Below are 21,871 nucleotides of genomic sequence, written 5' to 3'. Positions count from 1 at the left end.
GAGATACGCCCCGTCGGGCATAAATCCGCGGGGTCCGCGTCGCCCACGGCCCCGACTCGGTCGGAACCCCTCCCCGCGTCGGCTCTGTCACGGGTTCGCACCCTTCCGACGGATGGGAAGCTTAAAGGGTCTCATCGCGGTACGGGAAGGTGAGGCCGGGTGGCTTAGCTGGACATAGCGCCGCACTCATAGGGTTCGGAGATTCGGTGCGGTGACGCCTTGGAAGCGTCCGCGTCCTTCCCGTGGCTCCGCCGAGCCTCGGACCTGGGACATGCGGAGATCGTGGGTTCGGAGCCCACCCCGGCCATTCTCTCTACACCGCAGTCGCCGAGCGTCGACGCCGCCGATTCGCTCGACCGTGTCGTCGTATCGAGCCCTTACACCGGAACCGCCTCGCCGGCGACGAGCGCGACCGCGGCGACGACGCTGCCCAGTCCCAACAGCGCGTAGTTCGCGAGCGGATTCGCCGCGGTGAACAGGTCGAGCGTGTATTTGTCGTCTCGCACGGGCGCGTACGGCCGAATACCCATCGGCGTGAGCGCGTCGGCGAGGAGGTGCGAGACGATCGTCAGCGCGCCGAAGAGGAACGCGGTGCCGCCGAACAGGAGCGCCCCGACGAGCCCGCGCTGGGAGCCGACCGCCAGCCCGACGGCCCCGAAGCCGACGCCGACGAGCAGCGCGAACCAGACGGTGTGCGTTATCCCCCTGTGCTTGACGAAAGGGACGCGCATGTCGAGGTCGGGAACCATCGCCATCGAGCCGACGCCGACGGCGCCGACGACACCGACCTCTATCGAGGCGAGGGCAGTGACGAGGAATCCGAACGGAGCGTAGACGACGAGCGACGCCCCGATGTGGCCGTTTCGGTGCATGCGATCGACTGCGTCTCCGGTGCGTAAGTCCGTTACGTCGACGCACCCGGTGCGCAGCGCGACCGGACGCGCCCCGTGGACTCCGCGAACCCGTCGCGCCTCCGGCCGAAACGCCTACCCATCAGCAACGCGACGGCGACCGTATGCACGCCCGCGACCTGATGGAGTCAGACGTGAAGACGGTTTCCCCCGACGACGACGTGGCGAACGTCTTCAAGAAGTTCGCCCGCTACCCGTTCAGCGGATTCCCCGTCGTCGACGACGGGGACCGCGTGGTCGGCGTCGTCACCGAGTCCGACCTCGTCGACCTGTTCGAGCCCGACGACGAGACGCTGTGGATACCGATCGGGCTGCCGCCGTTCGTCGACACGCTCACCTATCAGGTGAAGCCGCCGTGGGCCGACCTCGATCTGGGCGTCGACATGGTCCGGAACGCCGACCGCCCCGTCTCGGAGGTGATGAGCGCCGACGTGGCGACGGTGACGCCGGACACCGACGTGAACGAGGTGCTCGATCTACTCGCCAGCGACGACCCGAACATCAATCGCGTCCCGGTCGTCGACGACGACGGACGGATCGTCGGTATCATCGCCCGCCAAGACGTGATACGGGCGTTCCGCGATAAGCGACTGGCGTAAGGATCGGTGATATAGTGGATCTGGGGTGACGGCCTCCAAAGCCCCAGCCGCTCGGCGATATGTTATCGGTGACTCCGCAGTGACGGCCTCCAAAGCCCCAGCCGCGAGGACTCGATGGGCTCGCTGCGGTCCTCGTCGCTCACTTCGCTCGCTCCTGTGGTCCTTGCGTCGCCCGTCTTCGTCCTTCCGGGAGACTTCGTCTCCCGTCTTTCCGCTCGCTTCGCTCGCGGAAATCGCGGCTGCCCCTTTGAGTCCCACCCGCCCGCAACCGCCCCGCAGCCTCACGCCTCCCCAGCCTCGCGGCTCCCTCCGGTCGCCGCGTCCCTCGCGCGTGCACCTCGCACCCTCCGGGCGCTCGTCGGCACGCGCCACCGCACCGCCTCGTTCAGGGATCGACCCGGACCAACCACGCCGCGGAATCGTCGAGTTCGGCGGGCGTCGGGAGGTTCTCGGGACGCTCCCAGACGGCTCCCGCCGCCTCGATCCCGCGGGCGTCGGCGACCTCGCGGAAGAAGGCGGCGCCCTGCTCGTACTGCCGGCGCTTCAGTCCCAGCCCGAGGAGCCGGCGCGCGAGCCGCTGGACCGGACCGCCGCCGCCCCGGCGCTCGTCGAGCTTCCGGCGGAGGTCGGCGTACTCGCCGTCGAAGGCGCGGTCCATCAGCACCTCGGCGTACCCCTCGACCGCCGTCATCGCCGCCTGCAGCTCCGCGAACGGTTCGGTGTCGAGGGCGTCGACCGGGAGTCCGCCCGCGGTCAGTCCGCCGCCGTCGCCGGTGAGTTCGCCCTCGGTGAGCCCCTCGATCCCGCGCTCGACCCACGATTCGAGGTACTCGGGGAGCCACGGCGCCGCGCCGAACTCCGCCGCGTGCGTCACCTCGTGGAAGGCGATCCACCGCCTGAACCGCGGGAACTCTACGTCGAGCGACGCCGCGACCGCGACGATGTTCGGGTGGACGAAGTAGAGCCCGTGGTCGGCGTCCGGCTCGTCGGCCAACAGGAGCGGGTCGTACTGACCGAGCACGTTGCGCGCGAGGAAGCCGAGCGTGAACGCCATCGAGCCGGTGTTGGCGATCCGCGAGAGGTCCCGCGCGAACCCCCGCGTGAGGTCGCCGGCCGAGGCGACCAGGGGTCCCCCGGTCGGCTCGACGATTCCGCCGACCGGCCCGTCGCCGGGTCCGACCGTCGCCCCCTCCTCGTCGCGCCCGGCCGGTTCCCCCTCGCTCCCGGTCGCGGCCGGTTCCCCCTCACGCCCGGTCGCGGCCGCCTCGATCGGCGCCATCACGTTCCGGAACGTGTCGACGCTGGCGTCGATCCAGTGGTGGCGGTTCTGCACTTCGATCGCGTCGGGCACGTCGAACTCGATCCCGGCGACCTCGCGGAGCCGGGAGCGCGCGTCGCGCACGTCGGCCGCGTACCCGGCCCGCTCCGCGTCGGTGAGCGCGACCGACCCCGGATCGGTGCTCGCCTTCGCGGCCGCCGCGGCCCGCTCCCAGTCGACGACGCCCGGCCCGCTGGCCTCGGAGACCGTCCGGAGGCTTCGGAGGATATCCATACGGAACGGAGGGGAGCGCGCCTCAAGTCCCTTGTGTCGGCGAGGGTGGTTCCCTCGGAGCGTTCCGTCGCCCCGGTATCGGCGGTTTCTTGCCGGCCGCCGGGCCAGCCACGCGTATGCGCGACTCACAGAGGGCGTTCCTCGACGATCTGCTCGCCACCGCCAGCCCCGACGTCGACGGCGAGCACCGGGGGCCGGTCGCGCTCGGCGCCGGCCCCGTGATCGCCCGCGGCAGCGCGAACCACCCCGTCCTCGTCGACCTCGCTCGTGACGCCGCGGCCGCCGCCGATGTCGACGTGCAGCTCCAGGCGGCGGGCTCCCGGACCGGCACCGACGCCGACGCCTTCTACACCGCCCGGGGTGGCGTCCCGTCGCTCAACGTCTCGATCCCGAACCGCTACATGCACACGCCGGTCGAGGTGGTCGACACCGGCGACCTCGACGCCGTAGCCGACCTCCTCGCCGACGACGCCGTAGCCGACCTCCTCGCCGACGACGCCGACGACGCCGACGACGCCGACGACGCCGCCCCCTTCGCCGTCGACGTGTGAGGTCGACGTGAGCGACGCGGTACGCCGGCGACGGCGAGACGATTGGCCACGGTAAACCGGGGCACGGCGGGGTCGAAACGGAACTGTTTTACAATATCCTGCCGTACCCGTAATTGCGTCGAACGGACGCGCGCTCTGGTAGTGTAGTCCGGCCAATCATATTGCCTTCTCGAGGCAATGACCGGGGTTCAAATCCCCGCCGGAGCATCACTGCGAGCGGACTCTTGTGAGCGAACGGGACGGGTATTGGTGACGTTGAGCCGGCGAGTCGCGCGCAGCGGAGCGAGCGCGTCTCGACGGGGTCGAATCTCCGCCGAAGCGTCCGCCGCGCGGGAGCGTCAAGCAGATATTTGTCGGCGGCGGGCCGTGATCACTTCCGCCGCGCGGCCGGGAGCCTTATACGTCCGGTCGCGTAGGGTCGACCCCACGACCCTCGATGTGTCCCCCACAGCGCGCGCTCGACGACCTGCCCGGCACCGAGCGGCTGACGACCCGTATCGCCGAGGAGTCGCGCCTGCTCGACCGCGCGGAGCGGGCCGCCTCAGCGTCTGAACTCGTCTTGGCGCCCGTCCAGCTCCACCACCGGAACCTCCAGCGGCGGCTCCGGGAGGCGGCCCGTCCGCAGGGGGCGTTCGAGTTCACCGACCCGGAGTCGGTCGGCCGCACCGTCGTCGCGGCGGCCGACGGGTCGACCGCCGCGCTCGACCGGGTCGACCGCCTCTCGCTGCTCCGGTCGCTCGCCCGCGACGGGGCGGACCTCCCGGCGGCGCTCCGGTCGCTGTTGGTCGGCGGCGGCGACGCCGGCGCGCGGCGGGCCGAGCGGGTCCGCTCGGAGATCGAGTCGCTGACGAACCACCACCCGGTGCGGGTGGAGGCGCTCCGAGACGCGGCGACCGGCCTCGACGCCCCGATCGACGGCGACGCGGCGCGGCTCGTCGACGGGGCGCTCCGGGCCGAGGCGGCGCTCCGCGACCGGGGGCGCGCGGCGGTCTCGACGACGGCGCTCCTCCGCCGGGCGACGCGGCGGATCGACCGCAGCGGGGGCGACGCGTGGGACGCGGCGTTCCCCGAGGCCGAGCGCGTCTCGATCGTCGGCGTGGGCGCCCTCTCGGCCCCGTACGTCGACCTGGTGTCCGCGCTCCTCGCGTCGACGGCGGTCGCGGTCGAGATCCACTTCCGCCCCGGCACCGGGGCGTTCCTCGACGCGCGCCTGCCGGAGCTGCTTTCCGTCCCCGATCCGGGTCGGGAGGTGGCGCCGTGACCGCCCCCGACCGGCTGTCGCTCGCCGCGCCCCCCGACGGACCGGCGTGCCCGATCGCCGAGATCGCCGCCGCGACGCGCCGCGACGAGGCCCGCGCGGCGATGGCGACGGTGAGCGCGCTCCGCGACCGGGGGGTCCCGGTCCGCGACGCGGTGGTCGTCGCGCGCGACCTCGATCCGTACGAGGAGCCGCTGTTCCGGGCCGCCGTCGGGTACGGCGTGACGCCCGTGTTCTGGACGCAGCTGCGTGTGACCCGAACCCGTCCGTACGCGCTCGTCGACGCGGTTTGCGCGGCGTTCGCCGCCGACCGGGCCGACCCGGAAACGCTCCTCCGGCCGCTGGAGCACCGGTGGACGCCCGCGGCGGAGACGGACGCGGCGGAGATGGACGCGTCGTGGCCCGTCGAGCCGTCGGCGGTCCGCGCCGCGGCTCGCGCGCTACCGGCCGACGCCCGGGCGATCCCGGACTGGCGGGACGCCGTCGCCTCGCGCGACGGCGAGGGAGCCGACCCGGCGATCGACGGGCGCGTCCGGACGTACGTCGAGTGGGCCGCGGACCGCGCGGTCGGGGAACCGACTCCGGACGCGGTCGGCGCCGTCCTCGACGAGGTGATCGCCGCCTACCGGCGGGTCGGCCTCCCGGCGACCGCGGACCGCGACTCGCCAGCGCTGCTGGAGACGGAGACGGAGGCCCGGGCGGTGGACCGGCTTCGGACCCTCGCCTCGCGGGCCGAGCGGAAGTACGCAGACCGGCTCGCCGACGGGTCGGTCTCGCGGTCGTGGGAGGCCGTCCGCGAGCTGTGTCGGCTGCTGGCGACGCAGCGCCCGGGGCGGCGGGAGCACTCGAACGCCACCGCCGTCGACGTGATGGAGGCGAACGACGTCTGGGGGCTCTCGACGCCGTACGTGATCGCCGTCGGGCTCGTCGACGGGGAATGGCCCGGCCCGACGGAGAGCGTCGTTCCACCGGAGCTCCGCGAGGCCGTGCTGGCCGGCGACGGCTCCACGGGCGTCGTCGCGCCGCGGACCGCGTGGGGCGACGGGCGGGACCGCGATCACTTCGCCGACGCGATGCGGGCCGCGACCCGCGGCGTCGTCGCCACGCGCCACGCCCGGACGCGAGAGGGCGACGAGCGGCGCCCCTCTCCGTACCTCGCCGCCGTCGAAACCGACGCCGTGACCGACGACGCGCGCCGGCGGCTCACGGGCACCGCCAACGAGCTCCCGGCGCCGATCGCGGCGATGCTCCCCGAGGGGGAGGACGGAGAGAGCGGGACGAGGGACGGAGAGAGCGGGACGAGGGACGGGAGCGGCGGCGCGGCCGGGGCGCGCGGCGGGGACGGAGGGGACCGTCGATGAGCGACGAGCCGATCCGGCTCCGCGGCGCGCAGCGGGAGGTCCGGGACGCGTACGCCGCCAGCGACGCCGGGCTTTTCACGATGAACTGCGTCGCCGGCGCCGGCAAGTCGGTCGTCGCCCACCGGATCGCGGCCGAGGACCTGCTCCGGCGATACGTCGACGGCGACCGGACGCCGGAGCAGTCGGTCGCCGTCGTCTCGTTCACCACCGACGAGGCGGCTGACATCGTTCCCTCGGTCTGCGACCACCTCCGGACGGTGGTCGAGCACGGGCTGATCCCCGAGGCGTCGGCGGTCTCCGACGCGGAGGTCGAGTACCTCGCGGGACGGGTCCGCCGCGCCCCGCTGGTCGGGACCGTCGACGGGCTGCTCCGCGACGTCTTCGAGGAGATCGCCCCCGCGGTCGGGTTCGACGAGACGCCGACCGTCGGCAACGACGCGCTGCTCTCGCGGGTCCACGCGGACTGCTACGAGGCGGTCTCCTCGCGGTCCCCCCACGCGCGCCGGGTCGAGCGGCTGGAGGCCGCCTACCCGGAGGGCGAGTACGACCGGAGCGTCGCCGAGATGCTCCGGGAGGCGCTCGGCTACTGCCGCGACCGCCGGCTGTCGACGGCGGCGTTCGAGGCGGAGCTGCGCCGGACGCGATCGGCGGCGTACCCGGAGGGGCCGACCGAGTCGTTCGACGACATCGCGGCCGCGATCGCGGGGTACGCCGGCGAGGACGCCGCCGCGCGGGTCGCCGAGGCGGTCCCGGACGGCGAGCGGGAGCGGATCGCCGCGGCCGACCGGCGGCTCCGGGACGCGTGGGGGGACGCGATCGAGTCGTTCTGCGCCGTCCTCGACGCGTACCGCGGGGCGTACTGCGAGGCGCTCCGCGACGCGGGGGTGGCCGCCCACACGGACGTGGCGTTCCTCGTCGCGAGCTACCTCGACGGCGATCTCCCGGAGGGGATCGGCGCCGAGGCGGGCGCGACGCCGCACCGGGCGCGGCTGATCGAGCGGTACCGGTCCCGGCTGGAGAGCGTCGTCGTCGACGAGGCGCAGGACGTGGCGGCGATCCAGCACGACGCGCTCGCGCAGATCGTCTCCCCGGAGATGCGCGTCTTCGCCGCCGGCGACACGCTCCAGAGCGTCTACCTCTGGCGTCACGCCGACCCGTCGCTGTTCGCCCGCGCCTGCCACGAGGGGCGCTACTTCGGGATCGAGTGGGAGACCCACGTCTCCGTGACCGCCACGACGACGTACCGGTGCCGCCCGAACGTCGCGGCGGCGGTCAACCGCGTCGTCGCCCCGGCCTTCGCCGATCCGACCCGCGGGGGACTGAGCGAGTTCGACGCCGGCTTCCCCGGGCTCGAATCCGCGCGCGACCCCGTCGCGGACTCGAACGTTCACGTCGCCGCGTTCTCCCCGTCGGGGCCGCCCGGGACGGACGCGTGGACCGACCCCGACGGTCGGTCCGGCGAGGCGAACGCGCTCGCGACCTACGTCGCGCGGGGGCTGGCCGACGGCACCTTCGCGGACGCGGACGGGGAGCCCCTGTCGGTCACGGTCCTGTTCCGCCGCCGGACGCGGATGGCCGACTACGAGGCGGCCTTCGAGGCGGAGGGGCTCTCGGTCCTGAACGCGAGCGAGCCCCTGTTCGGCCGGCCGGTCGTCGAGGCCGTCCTCGCGGTCTGCGACTGGCTCCGCGACCCCGCCGACCCGGACCGCACCCGGACGCTCCTGACGGACTTCCCGGCGGCGGTCGACGGGCTCCGGTCGGCCCTCGACCGTCACGGGTACGACCTCGACGCGACCGCAGCCTCCGCCAGCGACGACCCCCGGTCCGAGGACGCCGAGCGCGGCGACGGTCCCGACGACGGCAACGACCTTGACGACGGCGACCGCCGACTCCTCTCCGCCCTCCGGACGCTCCGGGACCGTCGCGACCGGTTCCTGACGGTGCCGCCGTCGGTGTACGTCGAGGACATCGCCGAGGCGTGCGCGCTCCGCGCGGACCCGTACGGGCGCCTCCCCGACGCGTCGCCCGCGCAGCGGGTCGCCGACCTCGACGCGCTCACCGAGGTCGTCGCCGACTGGACGGGCGACGACCGGTGCGGCCCGCGCGAGCTCACCGCGCTCCTCGATCCGTTCCGTGAGGCGCCGCGGCGCGGACCGACGCGGCCGAACGCGGCGACCACCGACCACGACGTAGTCTTCCGGACGATCCACGCGGCGAAGGGCGACGAGGACGAGGTGGTCGCGCTCGCGGACCCCGCGCCCGAAATATGGCGGCACGGGGTACAGACGAAGCGGTTCGTCGCGCAGGCCGACGTCGCCGGCCTCGCCCCCCCGACGGACGCGGACGCGGCGGCCGCCCCCTCGCTGCCGCCGTTCGAGGGCGGGCTCTACGACCCCGAGGGGCGGGCGTTCCCGTACCGCGACGTCGGGCTTCGGTGGGGGACCGAGCGGTGGGACCCGGACGGGAGCGGGCTCCTCGGCCCCGACCGGCTGCGGCGGGTCGCCGCCGAGTCGCGCGCCGAGTCGTGGCGGCTGCTGTACGTGGCGCTCTCCCGCGCCGGCGAACACCTCCTCGTCTCCCTTCCGGACGCGGTCCCGGCGCCTCGGCGCCCGCGGGACCGCTGGCTCGAGTCGCTCTCAGACGCGTTCGCGCCGACCGACGGCTCCGGGGTCGAGGACGCCGCCGCGGGGGTCGACGCGGACACCGACGCCGACGTGACCGTCAACGGGGTCGACCTCTTCGCGGATCGTCCGGGCGACGGATCGTCGCGGCCGCCCCGCGCCGGCGTCGTCCCGCCGCGTCGGGATGCCCTCCCTCCGTGGGTCCCGCGGTTCCTCGACCCGAGCACGGTGTACCCGCTCACGGAGGACCCGGACGGGACCGCGCTGCGGCACCTCCTCGACGAGCCGATCCACGCGGAGACCGACGCGGTCGCGTCGTCGGTGCCGCTCGCCTTCGACGCGCTCGGCCCGGACGCGATCGGGACCTGTCTCCACGAGGCCGTCACGAGGCTGCTCGTCGGCGACGCGTCCGCGTCGGCGGTCCGGTCGACCGCGGACCCGGTGTCCCGCGCGCTCGCCGAGGCGATCGACGGCGTCGCGTCCGATCGGGCCGGGTCGGTCTCGGACGCGGAACGCGCCGGCATCGAGTCGTTCTTCGCGGAGTACGTCGCCGGTCCCCTGGTCGACTCGACGCTCTGGGACCGCGTGCGGTCCGCCGAGGCGGCCTACGTCGAACACGAGCTCAGCGGCCTCGTGAGCGCCGACGGGCTCGAAGCCGAGATCCACGGCGAGGCCGACCTCCTCCTCGATCTGGGCGGCGGCGAGTGGCAGGTCACGGACATCAAGATCTCGCTCACCGACGCGCCCGACCGGACCCGGTCGCGGTACGACCTCCAAGTGGGGGCGTACGCGTACGTCGTCCGTCGTCAGCTCGGTCCCGCCGCGACGGTCCGCCGGAGCGTCGAGACGTTCGGGGTCGCCCGCGACTCCGTCCGCGGGCGGATACCCCCGTCCGTCATCGAGCGGCGCCTGAGCGCGCTCGCGGACCGCCGCCGGTGAGCTCCGGTCCACTCGGCCCCGACCGCCCCACGGTGAGGGTTCCGCGGTCCCCCCGGTTCCCGTCCCCGCGGCTCGCGTTCGCACGCGGAGCGGAAGGGCCGGGACGGCTCCGTCGTCAGTCGGCGGTGCCGGACCCGGCGTCGTCCGTGCAGCCGCAGCCGCCGCGCCGGATCAGCTCGCCGACCGGCGTGTCGGTCCCGCAGTCGGGACAGACCGCGCGCACGTCGACGAGCACCTCGTAGCCGTCCCGATCCAGTTCGTCCGCGTTCGCCAGCGACGCGAGCGCCGACTCGGTGACCGCGGCGACCCGCCCCTGAAGCTTCTCTACCGTCTCGACCTTCCGCTCGGCGAGGTCGTCGTCGCTCTCCGGGAGGCTCGCCTCCCGCTCTCGGGTGAGGTACGTGTGGACCGCCTGATGGGTGACGAAGTCCCCCGTCAGCTCCTCGACGTCGACGCCCTCGCGCTCGAGGCGCCGCCGCGCCCGGGTCGCCTCCGGCCCGGAGTCGCTCCGCAGGGCCTCGTACGTGCTCTCCACCTCGACGTTGAGCGATGAGACGCCGGCCTCGCGGAGGGCGGCCTCCAGCACCGCCTCGTTGAACTCGTCGGCGAGGTCCCGCAGGCTCGTCCGCTCGCCGCTCTCGCCGGTCCACGCCGCCTCCAGCGTCGCGCCCATCCCGTCGAGGCCGCGCTCCTCGATCACGCGACCGACCTTCGTGTTCGACCCGTCCGTCTCGCTGGTCATACCACGATTTCGCGGGTGGTCGGTACAAAGATACCGGTGCGATCTCTCCGACTCTCGCCGGGTCGCCGCGAACCGCACCGCCTCACGCACCTTCCCGTTCCGTCTCCCCTGCGCTTTCCGTTCCGTCTCCCCCACACCCTTCCGTTCCGCTGCCGATCGAAGGTGCGATCTCCACCCGACGGCGCGTCGCGATCCGCTCCTCGAAATATATTCAAAATATCTGGTGTATTTAGCAAAACATACGAAAATTGATTAATATATCGGCCCTCCGTTATTACCGGGTCGCCGGGCGGTCCGATCGACCTGCGGGAAGGCCGCTTCCGCGCGCGCCCCACGCGTTCATCTGATTGCGCGCGCTTTCGCCGTCGACGTGGGCGAGAAACCGAGCCCGTGTCGTCGCTTCCGTGCGCACCGCGGGCGCTCTCGCGGCGTCGTGATCCGCGTTCGCCTTCCGCGTTCGCCTTCCGCGTTCGCCTTCCGCGTTCGCCTTCCGCGTTCGCCTTCCGCGTTCGCCTCACGGCCGCGTTTCCGGCGGCAGAGCGCTCGCTGCTCCCGCGACGATACCGTTACAGCCACGTTCGACGGCTTTCGCGACGATCGCGCCGACGACAGCGTTCGTCGACTGCGGCGTCGAAGGGCCGGGCATCGAGGGACCGTGACCCGGCCTTTCGCACTCGACTGTGGGCGATCGGTTGACGGCGGTTGTCGCCGAATATATTCGCACCACAAATTGTATCTATAATTGATGTGTAGGGGAATTATATTAGACAGATATAACATAAACGCGATCGCATGCTCTTCGGGTTGCACTGTCCCGACCGTACCCCGTCGGATCTCGCGGTCGCGGAGCCGGACGGATCGGCCGTCGTCGAACCCGGTCGGTTCGAGGCTCTCAGCCGCGGCTGTCGGCATCGTTCCGCGTCACCGAGTGGCGCCCCTCGCTCGACACCGCGTGTTTCGCCCTCGCACCCGAGTATGAATTACAACAATAGTCGTGTAATTTCTTCGCCCTCTCGAACGCATCCGCGAATCGGTGATCGGGGGCGTGCCGACTCCGAACTTGCGGCCGATCGTCGATATCCCGACGGTCAGTCGATCTGTTCGACGTAGGCGTACTCGTCGGGGAGGGCGGCGGCGTCCTCGGGCAGGAGGGCGGCGACGAGGTAGTCGGCGTGGGTCCGGAAGTAGTCGACGACACGCGCGATCCGGTGGGAGTCGATCGCTTCGAGCGAGTCCAGCACGACGAACGGGACCGTCTCGTAGACGTCGTGGACGAGGTACCCCGCGAGCGCGAACACGAGCCCCGTCACCTCCCGCTCGCTCTCCGAGAGGTGGTCGACCGTGTCCTCGTAGGCTGTCCCGTCGGGCGACGAGCGGACGATATGGAGGTCGAACCGGGTCCGCGTGACCTTGCGACGCCCCTCGCGGACCTCCGTCTCCCGGCGCTCGATCCAGATCCGGTCGAGGTTCTCGTACTCCAAGATGTCGAGGACCGTCTCCATGTGCTCGTTGAACTCCTCGACGGCGTTCTCCTCGATGCGGTCGACGCGCGTCCGTAGCTCCGTCAGCCGCTCGGCGAGCTCCTCTCGCTCCGCCTTCAGGTCCTCGCGGCGCTCGATCGCGGCCTCCCGCTCCTCGATCTCGTCGTCGAGGTCGTCGATCTCGTCGTCGAGCCGCTCGATCCGGAGCTCGATCCCGTTCGCCTCGCGGTGGAGCTCTAACGCCTCGTCGTAGCCGTCGACCTCGATCGACTCGGTCTCGGCTTCCAGCTCCTCGATCGCCTCCCGTTTCGACTCGATCCGGTCTTCGAGGTCCGCGATTCGCGACTCGGTCGACCCGATCTCCGCTTCGACCGCGTCGAGGCGCTCCTCGGCGCGCTCGACCTCGCGTTGCGCCTCGCGGACCGCCGACTGCCGGTCGGTGAGCTCCTGGATCTCCGCGCGGACCTCGTTGCGCTCGTCGAGCTTGTCGGACCGGAGCTCGCGAAGGCGGTCGAGGGTCGCCTCGATCTGATCGGTCTCGACCTCGGAGCCGCAGGTCCAACAGACCGTCTGGTCGCCCGCGGTCAGCGCGTCCGTCGGGCCGTTCCGGTCGGCCGGCGCGGCGCCGACCGCGTCCTCGTCGATGTCGATCCCCGACCCGTCGATCATGTCCTCGTTGAAGCCGATGACGCTGCCGAGCTCGCTGATCGCGTCGTCGAGCGAGCGCTTCCGGCGCCGCAGCTCGTCGATACGACCGGCGAGGCGGTCGGGGTTCTCGTCGGGGTCCTCCGCCTCCGCGACCGTCCCCTGAAGCTCGTCGCGCTCCGACTCCAGCTCCGCGAGGGTGGAACGCTCCGTTTCGAGGTCGAACTCGAGGTCGTCGAGGTCGGAGCGAGCGTCGCGAACCCGCTGGAACGCCTCCTCTATCTCCTGTTTTCGCGTCCGGCTCTCCTCGACGCCGGTGTCGAGCTCGTCGAGCTCCTCGCGGACCGCCTCCAGTTCCGCCTGTGCCGCCTCGATCTCCTCGACCTTCTCGCGGCGGTCCGCTTCGAGGTCGGGCAGGTCGCGTTCGAGGCTGTCGAGTTTTTCTATCTCGGACTCCAACTCGTCGCGTTCGCGCTTGCATTCGCGGATCTCGGCGTCGATCGAGTCGGTGTCGATCGGACGCATGATGATCTCGCGGAGGTCGTCGCCGCGTGCTACCGCCCGCCGCGCCTCGTTGTTCTCCAGCAGGAACGCGAACAGGTCGGCCAGTTCCGGATCGTCGAGGTACGGATCGCCGCCGAACGCGACGGAATCACCGCGGCGCTGCAGCGTCCGCGTGTACGTCTCGCCGCCGAGCTCGAGGGTCACCTCGCCCTCCTCGGCGTCGCCCTTCAGCGAGCTCTGCCGGCTGCCGAGTCCGGCCATCAGCGCCTGCAGGAAGGAGGTCCGATTCGTCGCGTTTCGCCCGGTCAAAATCGAGACGCCGTCGGAGAGCGTCACCGACGCCTCGTCGATGCCACCGATGTTTCGAACATCGACGTGGACGGTAGGTTTCGAGATCTGAGCCATCGATGTGGTCGGAGAACGGTACTCGCGGTGTTAAATCTATCCTTCGTCCAACGGATCACCGGGACTCCGAACCGATCCGTCGGTCCGTCGGCCCGGCGCCGGTTCCGATCGATCGGTTCCGCCGCGGAAAACGTTCTTCTTATCGAAGAAGTCGAGTATACTTTAAGAGTGAAGAAACATTCTGGACCGCCGGTCGACGACGCCGCTTCGATCGCCACTCCGAACCGGTCTGCCCCGAACCCCGCCGAAATTCGGCAGTTCTGTCGTTGAAAGAGATGAAGGCGCGGTAGTGATCGTAGTATTCTCTACAATTTTTTAATATCTATAAAATATAACTACAGATGAACAGACAGTAAATGAAATGACACCATGAATTAAGACAGAATCGAGATATTCGAAGTACCTCCGGCAAACCCCCCTTCAGCCGTTGTATCGGCGTTTCTCTCGATCGCGTCGGATCGATCTGCGCCTTGCGCTCGACAGCGTCGATCGAGACAAGTCGGAAGGAGGCGATAAGTATTAGAAGTAAAGACTGTATTTGAAAGTTATATTTCGTCGGAGTGCGGACGGTCGAACGGGACCTCTCACGTCCCGCGTCGAAGCCGAACCGGGACGCCCGCGCACGAAAGCGCGAGATCGCGTACGACGGGCCGAATCCCCGACCGGAGCCTCGATCGTCGTGTTCGCAAGGTTTAGTATGGGAGCCTGTCACGTATGTGGTAATGACGATTCTGCCGGTCGACACGGACGTCCTCGAGGACGTCTGTCGAGATATCGCCCAAGACAACTACGGGTTCGTGTACGTCGCGGACCAGAAGTCGGAGATCAAGTCCGGCTACGAGAACGCGGATGTCGGGACGCTCAATGCCGGGTCGCTCGCCGCGAGCGACATGCGGAAGGCGCTCTCGGAGATGTCGGGCGACGAGTTCGTCGACCTCGAACAGCTCCGCGACGGGGTGTACTACGTCGACCCCTTCGGCGTGAAGGGAAACATGAACATCACGCGGGAGCTGACGAACGTCTTCGGCCAGCGGCTCGTCGTCACGGGCGAGACGCTCCGCTCGCGGTTCTCACTGGCCATCGACGACCTCGATTTCTTCGTCGACGAGCTCACCGAGCGCGACTACCTCCGCCGCATCACCGCCGGCAAGCGCGACTACTACACCATCGGGACGCAGCTCAAGGAGCACGCCGACGACGTGGGGCTCGACGCGCGGCTCGAACGCGAGGCGTCGAACGGGAAGATCGCCCACAGCGACCTCGAGAGCGTCATCGACGTGAACGCCACCTCGGACGTGATCCGGTATCTCGACCGAGAGGGGTACATCGTCGACCTCGACGGCGAGTACCTCGTCGAGGAGGCGATAGACGAGTACGCGGAGTTCCTCGCGGACGAGATCGAGGAGGCGGTCGAAGCGGAGTTCGAGGAGTCGAGCTACGTGCTCCGGACCGCCGAGTTCCAGCAGGTCGTCGAAAACGAGATCGACGCCCGGTTCGACGTCCTCTCGAAGGCGCGGAGCGTCCGGACGGAGATCCTCGACGGGACCAAGGAGACGCTGATCGACCGGATCGGGCTCGACGCGGGCCGCGAGATGGTCGAGGCGGTCGAGCCGTTCGACGCCGTGGCCGACGACCACGCCCGGCGGATTCTCACCGATGTCAAGGCCGAGGCCGACCAGCTCCCGGGGACGCTCCCCGAATGGGTCGAGCTGGCGGAAGACCACGTTGAGGAGTTACAGGTAAGTAGCGCGACCCCCGTGAACGAACACGTCAGGGACGCGGTACGCGAGCGATACCGGAGCCTCGTCAACGAGGAAGAGTTCGGCGGAATGGCCGAGTGACGCGACGACAAGACACCCAACGATGCCCCAGAAATACGAATTCGAACGGATCGAAAGCGACGGACAGGAGTACGTGATCGCCGACCCCCTCAACCAGACCGACGACCCGGTGCGGCTCGAAGCCCGCTGGATCGAGGGGGACGACATCGAGGGCGAGTGGGAGCGCGCGATCCGGGCGATCATCAAGACCGACCTGCTCGGCTCGATGGAGCTCAAGGAGGGGAACGGCCGGATCGACCGACGACAGGCCATCGAGACGCTCGCCTCGGCGAGCGACGAGGAGGGCGACATCGTCACCAGCGAACAGCAGGCCGAGGCGCTGCTCGAGTTCTTCGCGTCCGAGGACATCTTGGAACGGGAGGGCGGGCAGGTGGTGATGCTCCGGAACCCCAGCGAGAACCCCGACGAGATCAACGGCCGGATGATCCTCAACTGGGCCGCGGCGATCGACGCCTGCGTCGAGAAGATCTCGGAGACGATCGATCGGGTCAACGGGGCCAAAGAGAAGCTCGAAAGCCGGATGGACGGGATCGAACAGAAGTCTGGACAGATCGACGAACACCTCGCGGAGACCGCACAGGAGCTGAAGAGCCTGGGGGACGGCGCCGGCGTCCCGCAGGACCCGGCGGAGCTTCCAGAGGAGGAGCGCGAGCGGTTCCGCCAGCTCAAGCGCAAGCTCGTCTACCACAAGAAGATGAAGGAGGCGGACCAGCAGAACCTCGCCGAGAAGGTCGAAAGCGGGGCCGACCGGCTCGCCGACAACATCGAGATGCTGAAGTCGGCGAAGACGACGCTCGGAAACAAGCGGGAGCAAGTCCGGACGCAGGCGCTCAAAAAGCAGACGTTCCCCGACGAGGCGATGAACATCGTCGACAACATGGGCGAGCTGACGACGCAGCTCGCGGGCGTCGGCGGCATCGAGGAGACCATCGAGGAGACGGCGGACCACGAGGTCGCCTCCATGGTCGACGACGTGCTCGGTGACATCGAGAGCGTGGGCGAGGCCGCACAGCAGACGGCGGGCGAGGAGACGCAAAGCGAGACGGAGACGACGGGTCTCGAGATGTCGTAGGATGCGCGCCGACTCGCTGCTGTACGGGCTCCGACGGGTCGACGAACAAGGGACCCGGCTTCTCGCGATGCGGACGCTCTCCGGCCCGGAGCCCCTGCGCCGCGTCGACGTCGCGATCGACGCGCTCGTCGATCTCGCCGAGCTTCTGCGCGCGGCGGCCCCGTTCCCGCCGCGCGTCGAGGCCCGCGGGGACGACGCTGACGGCCCCCGCGGAGGCGGCGCTGACGGCCCCCGCACCGACGGCGGAACGAGGGCGAGCGACGCGCTCGTCGCCAGCGTCCTCGACGCCAGCTACGAGCGCGGGAGCGCGGCGCTCGATCGGCTCGACTCGGCGGTCGTCGACGGTCTCGGCGGCGACGAGCGGTTCGAGACGGTCGACTCACGCGTGGTCGTCCCGCTCTCGACGACCGGGCCGTACGCGCGCAACTGGGCGCCGGTCATCGAGGCGCTACTCGCCCGCCTCGACGGCGTTCGCGAGGACTTCGAGCGCGTCGCCCGGCGCGTGGCGGCGTCGGGGACCGACGGAGCCCTCGCGACCGGCTGCCGGGCGGTCGTGGAGATGCTCGGGACCCTCGCCCGGGTCGTCCGGCGGGCCGACGCGGACGCGCGGTACGTCCGCGACCGGACGGACCACAGCCAGCGGGAGCTCCTGTCGACGATCGAGACGGCCACGACGCAGCTACGGAGCGACAACGATGCTTAATCTGACACCAATTCTGAAGCAAGACCAGCCCACGTCTCGGATCAGGATCGGCGCCAAGAAGGTCGGTCCGAGCACCAACACCGTCGAGATCCGCCACAACGACAGGCGGGCGTTCTTCTACGTGGAACCGGTCGACGACTCCATCGTCGACGGGATCGGCAACAAGGTCCGGATGCACCAAAACGTCAAGACGGTGTTCGGCGGGATCGATCGCGGCGCCGACTTCCTCGTCGACCCGGACGCGGGGAAACGCGACGTCGTCGAGTGCGAGTCCGCGAAGATCCACACGAGCGAGGTCGCCCCCGACGAGCTCGGCCCGTTCCTCAGGGAGAACGACTACCTCCTCCACCCGATAGAGGAGGTCGTCCCGAACGGCGACGGGCTCGCGACGTTCGAGGTGGCGGCGATGGAGCCGACGGGGTACACGACCCTGCGGGTGACGCCGGAGACGGAGCTGGAGTTCATCGACGCCGGCGAGCTCCGGGAGATCCGGGCGACGAAGCCGGTCGCCAACCACGGCCCCCCGAGCGAGGAGGGCGGCGACGGCGACGACGAGGTACAGGTGTCGCTCGAACCGAAGAAGCCGACGGTCAGCTTCGAGGAGGACGTCGCCGGGCTGCCGGAGGTGAAACGCACGGCGGAGAACCTGCTCGCGCTGTTCGACCCCGACGTGCGCGACGAGGTCGTCGAGCGCTACGGCGACGAGTTCGCCTCGCGCGGCAACAGCATGCTGCTGTACGGCCCGCCCGGCTGCGGGAAGACGCTCGTCTCGGAGGCGATCGCCTACGAGGCGAAGTACAACTCGAACATCGAGGAGAGCTACGGCGAGGTGAAGTTCCTCGAGATCAAGGGCAGCGACGTGCTCTCGAAGTACTCCGGGGAGTCGGAGAAGCGCGTGGAGGCGATCTTCGAGAAGGCACACGGGATCGCACAGGAGGGATTCGCCGTCCTCTTCTTCGACGAGGTCGACACGCTGATCCCCGACCGGGGAGACGACTCGCTCCAGCGCCACGAGCGCTCGCTGACCAACGCGTTCCTTCAGGAGATGAACGAGATCGAGGACAACCTGCTGGTGATCGGCGCGACGAACATGCCGTTCACCATCGATCCGGCGGCGACCCGTCGGTTCCCGATCCAGCAGTTCATCCCGCAGCCGAAGACGGAGGTGATGGCGCAGGTGTGGCGGAAACACCTCGCGTCGATGCACGGCACCGACGGCCTCGACTACGACCGGCTCGGCGAGCTCTCGACCGGGTACACGCCCGCGGAGATCGCCGACCGCGTGCTGGGCAGCGAGCTCCAGCGCGAGTTCGTCGAGAGCGTCCACCTCCCGGATCGGGAGCCGATCGAACCGACGACCGACTACTTCGCGGACCGGCTCGCGGAGACCGATCCCAAGACCGTCCGACAGTACGTCGCCAGCGTTCGGACTCAGATCGACGACCTCGAAGGGTACCCGGAGCTGCGGCGGTACGTCGAGGATCAGGCCGAGCGACTGGACATGCAACTGGGCAACGAACCCTCGTCGCTCGAACAACTGTTCGGCGGCGACGGGGCGGCCGACGGCGGAGGCGACGGGGCGGCCGACGGCGGAGGCGGCGAGGGAGGAGAGAACGGCGACGGCGGAGGCGGCGAGAAGGGGGCCAACGGCGGCGGAGACGACAGGGACGACGATGGGCTGACTCCCGGTGACGGGGGCGCTGAGAGCGAGCCCGCCCCCGGAAGCGCCCCCGAGGCGGAGATCGGTGGTGACCGCTGTGACTGACGGCTACCGGCAGGTCGGCTCCTTCGAGAGCGACGCCCCGTCGGCGGTCGGGGTCGGCCGCGAGGCGATCGCGTTCGGCCTCGGCGACGGCGTGACGGTGGTCTCCGGACGGGATCGGACCGCGATCGACCACGGCGAGCCGGTCGTCGATCTGGCGGTCGCGGACCGACTGCTCGTCCTCTCGCCGGAGACGCTCACGGCGTACTCCCTCGACGGCGATCGGGTGTGGAGCCACGATGCGGGCGACGCGTACGCCGTGGCCGGCGCCGAGTCCCGGGAGTGCTGCGGTGTCCTCGACGCCGAGGGGCTCCGGTTCGTCGCGGTCGCGGGCGGCCGCGAGCGGTTCGCGGTCGACCGGACCCGCCCCGGAACGCCGGACGACGCCTTCGTCGCGACGCCGACCGGCTTCGTGATCGCGACGTGGTCGTTCCTCACCGCGGTCGACGGGGACGGCGAGGTCGCGTTCGATCGCGACCTCTCTGCGGTCGTTCGGAGCATCGGCGCCTGCGGCGGCACGGTGGTCGCGGCGCTCCAGAGCGACCGCCTCGTCGGCCTCGACCGCGGGAGCGGCGAGGACCGGTGGCGCACGGAGCTCGACGCCGGACAGGTCGCGCCGGTCGGCGAGGAGTCGGTGCTCGTCAGCGCGGCCGACGGCGTGCTCGACGTGGGGTCCGACGGGACGACGGAGGCGGTCCCCGATCTTCCGACCGGCGACGTGTACGCGACCGGCGACGGGGCGGTCGTCTGCTCGGTGCGCGACGGGACGATCGCGACGTACGCCCCCGACCGCGACCGGGTCGACGTGGAGCTGCTCACCGACTCCGTCGGGGTCGGGGGGACGGTCGACGTCGCGGCGTCGAACCCGACCGAGGCGGAGCGGACGGTCGAACTCGCGGCCGACGTGGAGGGGTGTTCGCTCTCGCCCGCCGAGCGCACGGTGACGATCGAGGGCGAGGACGCGAGCGTCGCCGACTTCCCCGTCGCGTCGGTGCGGCGAGAGGGAGAGGCGGACGTGACGGTCGCGGTCGACGGCGACGAGGCCGGGCGCGGGACCGTCGAGGTCGAAGACGCGGCGAGCGGCGGGCTGGCGGTCGAGACGGTGCTGCGCCCGACGGCGATCGACGACGGCGTCGCCGAGATCGCGGTGACCGTCGAGAACGTCGGGGGCGTCCCCCTCGACGCGGTCCGGCTGCTGGAGGCCGGCACCGAGACGAGGGCCGTCGCACCCGGTGACGCGTGGGAAGGAACGATCACCCGGCCCTACGAGCCCGACAGGCGGGTCTCGGTCGGGCTCGAAGTGGAGCGCGGCGACCGCCGCCGGGAGTACGCGCCCACATGTACGCTCCCGCCGCTGCCGACGATCGACGCGGCGGTGGAGCGCGACGCGCTGCGGACGACCGTCGCGGTCCACGACGGCGTCCCGGTCTCCGACCGGCTCGTAGTGGAGATGCCGGGTGCCGGGCGGGTGCGGTCCCCCGTCACCATCGACAGCGGCGAGCTACTGCTCCTCGTCCCGCAGTACGAGTCGGGGGTCGCACGGATCGCGCTCGATGCGCTTGACGCCGAGGAACGCCTCCGAATCCCCGGGAACGGGACGTTCACGACGCCCTCGGCGACCGGCGGTCCCGACCCCGACCGGTCGCGGTCGTCCCGCGAGACGGGGCGATCGAATCGGTCGGCAGACTCGACCGAGTCGACGACCGCCGGCGCGTCATCCTCGTCGGCGACGGACCGGGAGAGCGCTTCGAGCCGTGATTCGGGGGAAGCCGCGGGCGACGACCGAACGGGGTCCTCGGTCGGAGACCGGACGGAGGACGGGTCGTCGAGCCGATCCGAGGACGGGTCGTCGAACCGACCCGAGAGCGGACCGTCCCTGTCGGCGACGCGGAACGCCCCGGAGCGCGCGCCCGGGATCGGCCGCGCCGTCCGCGACCGGATCGTCGCCGAGAACGAGGGCGAACCGGTCGAGTCGGTCGAAATTGTTCTCGATGACGGAGAGCGAGTCGATCTCGGCCGTCTCGAACGGGACGGGACCGCATCGGTGGACCGGTTCGTCGCCGCGGGCGAGGGCGGCGAACTCGCGCTCCCGTCGGTGACGATCGAGGCCGACGGGTCGGTCGTCGGCGAGGTCGACGCCGAACGGCTTCCGGTCGCCGACGAGGCGGTCGGCGTGCTGGCGACGGTCGATCCGACCGACGGGACGCTCGCGGCCGCGTTCGAGAACGGCACCGATCGGGAGTGTCGCGTGACCGGCGTCGACCCCGGACCGGACGGCGGCCGGGCGTCGCTCTCGACCGCGGTAGACGCCGGCGCGAGCGCGACCGTCTCGACAACGATTGACAAGCGACCGGCGCCCGGCGACGCCGTCCCCGTCTCCTTCTGGATCGAGTCGGACGGCGAGGAGCGTCGGATCGACGTGTTGGCGGCGGCCGACGGCGACGGATCGGGAGGCGGTGCGACGGGAGGCGGCGCCGGCGGAGAGTCGGCGCTGACGCCCGGGATCAGCCCGGACACGCAGGTCGCCGGCGAGTACAGCTCCGTCGTGCTCGCGTTCGAGAACGACGGCGACGAGCCCCTGACCGACGTCTCGGTGGTCGCCGACGGCGACCCGATCGACTCGATGTTCTACTCTCCCGCCCGCCGCGAGCGCGTCGAGCCCGGCGACCGGATCGAACACTACGTCGACCTCGAGTCCGGGCACGCGGAGCCGGGCTTCGAGGTCACGGTCTCGTACGCGGTTGACGGGACCGAACGGGAGTACGTCGCCATCGCCTCCGGCACCGCCGTCGACGACGAGGCCGCGTGGACCGACGACCACCTCGACGCGTGGTCGCTCGACCGAACCGACGCGGCGATCCCGTCCCCCGACCTTCCGTCGCGGCTCTCGACGCCGCCGCGGAGCGAGGACTGACCGCGTTGCG

At 70.9% G+C, this 21,871-nt stretch carries 13 protein-coding genes, 2 tRNA genes and 1 pseudogene; 12 read left to right on the top strand and 4 right to left on the bottom strand.

The features are described from left to right. The first annotated feature begins 153 nt into the window (after positions 1-153). A tRNA-Met gene (locus ESO89_RS18340) sits at positions 154-307 on the top strand. 70 nt (positions 308-377) lie between these two features. Here the strand turns inward: ESO89_RS18340 and ESO89_RS00665 are convergent. Then, positions 378-872 carry a metal-dependent hydrolase gene (locus tag ESO89_RS00665; protein WP_128903764.1) on the bottom strand — a complete coding sequence of 165 codons (495 nt, stop codon included), beginning with the start codon at positions 870-872 and terminating at the stop codon, positions 378-380. A 143-nt stretch (positions 873-1,015) separates the two neighbouring features. Here ESO89_RS00665 and ESO89_RS00660 point away from each other — a divergent pair, with 143 nt between their 5' ends. After that, positions 1,016-1,510, top strand: coding sequence for a CBS domain-containing protein (locus tag ESO89_RS00660; protein ID WP_128903763.1), 495 nt, complete (start codon positions 1,016-1,018; stop codon positions 1,508-1,510). Positions 1,511-1,895: 385 nt separating this feature from the next. Here the strand turns inward: ESO89_RS00660 and ESO89_RS00655 are convergent, their stop codons facing one another. Beyond that, positions 1,896-3,062: a zinc-dependent metalloprotease gene (locus tag ESO89_RS00655; RefSeq protein WP_128903762.1), complete on the bottom strand. Its 1,167-nt coding sequence runs from the start codon at positions 3,060-3,062 to the stop codon at positions 1,896-1,898. A gap of 155 nt (positions 3,063-3,217) precedes the next feature. On the opposite strand from ESO89_RS00655, the pseudogene ESO89_RS00650 reads away from it, so the two are divergent. The 5 genes and pseudogenes from ESO89_RS00650 to ESO89_RS00630 form a co-directional block, all read left to right on the top strand. Further along, positions 3,218-3,613, top strand: a pseudogene (locus ESO89_RS00650) (M42 family peptidase); the annotation flags it as partial. 132 nt (positions 3,614-3,745) lie between these two features. Continuing rightward, positions 3,746-3,820, top strand: a tRNA-Glu gene (locus tag ESO89_RS00645). A gap of 229 nt (positions 3,821-4,049) precedes the next feature. Beyond that, a complete protein-coding gene (locus tag ESO89_RS18850; RefSeq protein ID WP_241686082.1) occupies positions 4,050-4,874 on the top strand; it encodes a hypothetical protein in 825 nt (274 codons plus the stop codon). Beyond that, positions 4,871-6,232, top strand: coding sequence for a PD-(D/E)XK nuclease family protein (locus tag ESO89_RS00635; protein WP_128903761.1), 1,362 nt, complete (start codon positions 4,871-4,873; stop codon positions 6,230-6,232). Before ESO89_RS18850 ends, ESO89_RS00635 begins: the two co-directional genes overlap by 4 nt. After that, the gene (locus ESO89_RS00630) at positions 6,229-9,792 is read left to right on the top strand and encodes a UvrD-helicase domain-containing protein (protein ID WP_128903760.1); all 3,564 of its coding nucleotides are present in this window, start codon (positions 6,229-6,231) and stop codon (positions 9,790-9,792) included. The genes ESO89_RS00635 and ESO89_RS00630 overlap by 4 nt, the downstream gene beginning before the upstream one ends. 115 nt (positions 9,793-9,907) lie before the next feature. On the opposite strand, the gene rdfA is transcribed toward ESO89_RS00630, so the two are convergent. Together rdfA and ESO89_RS00620 are read right to left on the bottom strand one after the other, a co-directional pair. Next, the gene (gene rdfA / locus ESO89_RS00625) at positions 9,908-10,534 is read right to left on the bottom strand and encodes a rod-determining factor RdfA (protein ID WP_128903759.1); all 627 of its coding nucleotides are present in this window, start codon (positions 10,532-10,534) and stop codon (positions 9,908-9,910) included. A 1,088-nt stretch (positions 10,535-11,622) separates the two neighbouring features. After that, entirely contained in the window at positions 11,623-13,569 is a 1,947-nt protein-coding gene (locus tag ESO89_RS00620; protein WP_128903758.1) for an archaea-specific SMC-related protein, read from the bottom strand. Between the two features lie 722 nt (positions 13,570-14,291). On the opposite strand from ESO89_RS00620, the gene ESO89_RS00615 reads away from it, so the two are divergent. The 5 genes from ESO89_RS00615 to ESO89_RS00595 are packed head-to-tail and all read left to right on the top strand — an operon-like array spanning position 14,292 to position 21,861. Next, positions 14,292-15,410 carry a hypothetical protein gene (locus ESO89_RS00615; protein ID WP_128903757.1) on the top strand — a complete coding sequence of 373 codons (1,119 nt, stop codon included), beginning with the start codon at positions 14,292-14,294 and terminating at the stop codon, positions 15,408-15,410. A gap of 22 nt (positions 15,411-15,432) precedes the next feature. After that, positions 15,433-16,482, top strand: a complete 1,050-nt coding sequence (locus tag ESO89_RS00610) for a hypothetical protein (protein WP_128903756.1) — start codon at positions 15,433-15,435, stop codon at positions 16,480-16,482. A gap of 1 nt (position 16,483) precedes the next feature. Continuing rightward, entirely contained in the window at positions 16,484-17,185 is a 702-nt protein-coding gene (locus ESO89_RS00605; protein WP_128903755.1) for a hypothetical protein, read from the top strand. Continuing rightward, positions 17,178-18,950: an ATP-binding protein gene (locus tag ESO89_RS00600; protein WP_128903754.1), complete on the top strand. Its 1,773-nt coding sequence runs from the start codon at positions 17,178-17,180 to the stop codon at positions 18,948-18,950. Before ESO89_RS00605 ends, ESO89_RS00600 begins: the two co-directional genes overlap by 8 nt. After that, entirely contained in the window at positions 18,934-21,861 is a 2,928-nt protein-coding gene (locus ESO89_RS00595; RefSeq protein ID WP_206731710.1) for a hypothetical protein, read from the top strand. The genes ESO89_RS00600 and ESO89_RS00595 overlap by 17 nt, the downstream gene beginning before the upstream one ends. Positions 21,862-21,871: the final 10 nt, after the last annotated feature.

The sequence above is a fragment of the Halorubrum amylolyticum genome, from assembly GCF_004114995.1.
GTDB lineage: Archaea > Halobacteriota > Halobacteria > Halobacteriales > Haloferacaceae > Halorubrum > Halorubrum amylolyticum.
The sequence above is the reverse complement of the archived record's forward strand: the minus strand, read 5'-3'. Positions and strand labels throughout refer to the sequence as shown.

Coding starts and splice junctions, on each gene's coding strand:
- ESO89_RS00600 (WP_128903754.1), top strand. CDS start 17,178: ATGCTTAATCTGACACCAATTCTGAAGCAAGACCAGCCCACGTCTCGG.
- ESO89_RS00620 (WP_128903758.1), bottom strand. CDS start 13,569: ATGGCTCAGATCTCGAAACCTACCGTCCACGTCGATGTTCGAAACATC.
- ESO89_RS00615 (WP_128903757.1), top strand. CDS start 14,292: ATGACGATTCTGCCGGTCGACACGGACGTCCTCGAGGACGTCTGTCGA.
- ESO89_RS00605 (WP_128903755.1), top strand. CDS start 16,484: ATGCGCGCCGACTCGCTGCTGTACGGGCTCCGACGGGTCGACGAACAA.
- rdfA (WP_128903759.1), bottom strand. CDS start 10,534: ATGACCAGCGAGACGGACGGGTCGAACACGAAGGTCGGTCGCGTGATC.
- ESO89_RS00660 (WP_128903763.1), top strand. CDS start 1,016: ATGCACGCCCGCGACCTGATGGAGTCAGACGTGAAGACGGTTTCCCCC.
- ESO89_RS00630 (WP_128903760.1), top strand. CDS start 6,229: ATGAGCGACGAGCCGATCCGGCTCCGCGGCGCGCAGCGGGAGGTCCGG.
- ESO89_RS00610 (WP_128903756.1), top strand. CDS start 15,433: ATGCCCCAGAAATACGAATTCGAACGGATCGAAAGCGACGGACAGGAG.
- ESO89_RS00665 (WP_128903764.1), bottom strand. CDS start 872: ATGCACCGAAACGGCCACATCGGGGCGTCGCTCGTCGTCTACGCTCCG.
- ESO89_RS00655 (WP_128903762.1), bottom strand. CDS start 3,062: ATGGATATCCTCCGAAGCCTCCGGACGGTCTCCGAGGCCAGCGGGCCG.
- ESO89_RS18850 (WP_241686082.1), top strand. CDS start 4,050: ATGTGTCCCCCACAGCGCGCGCTCGACGACCTGCCCGGCACCGAGCGG.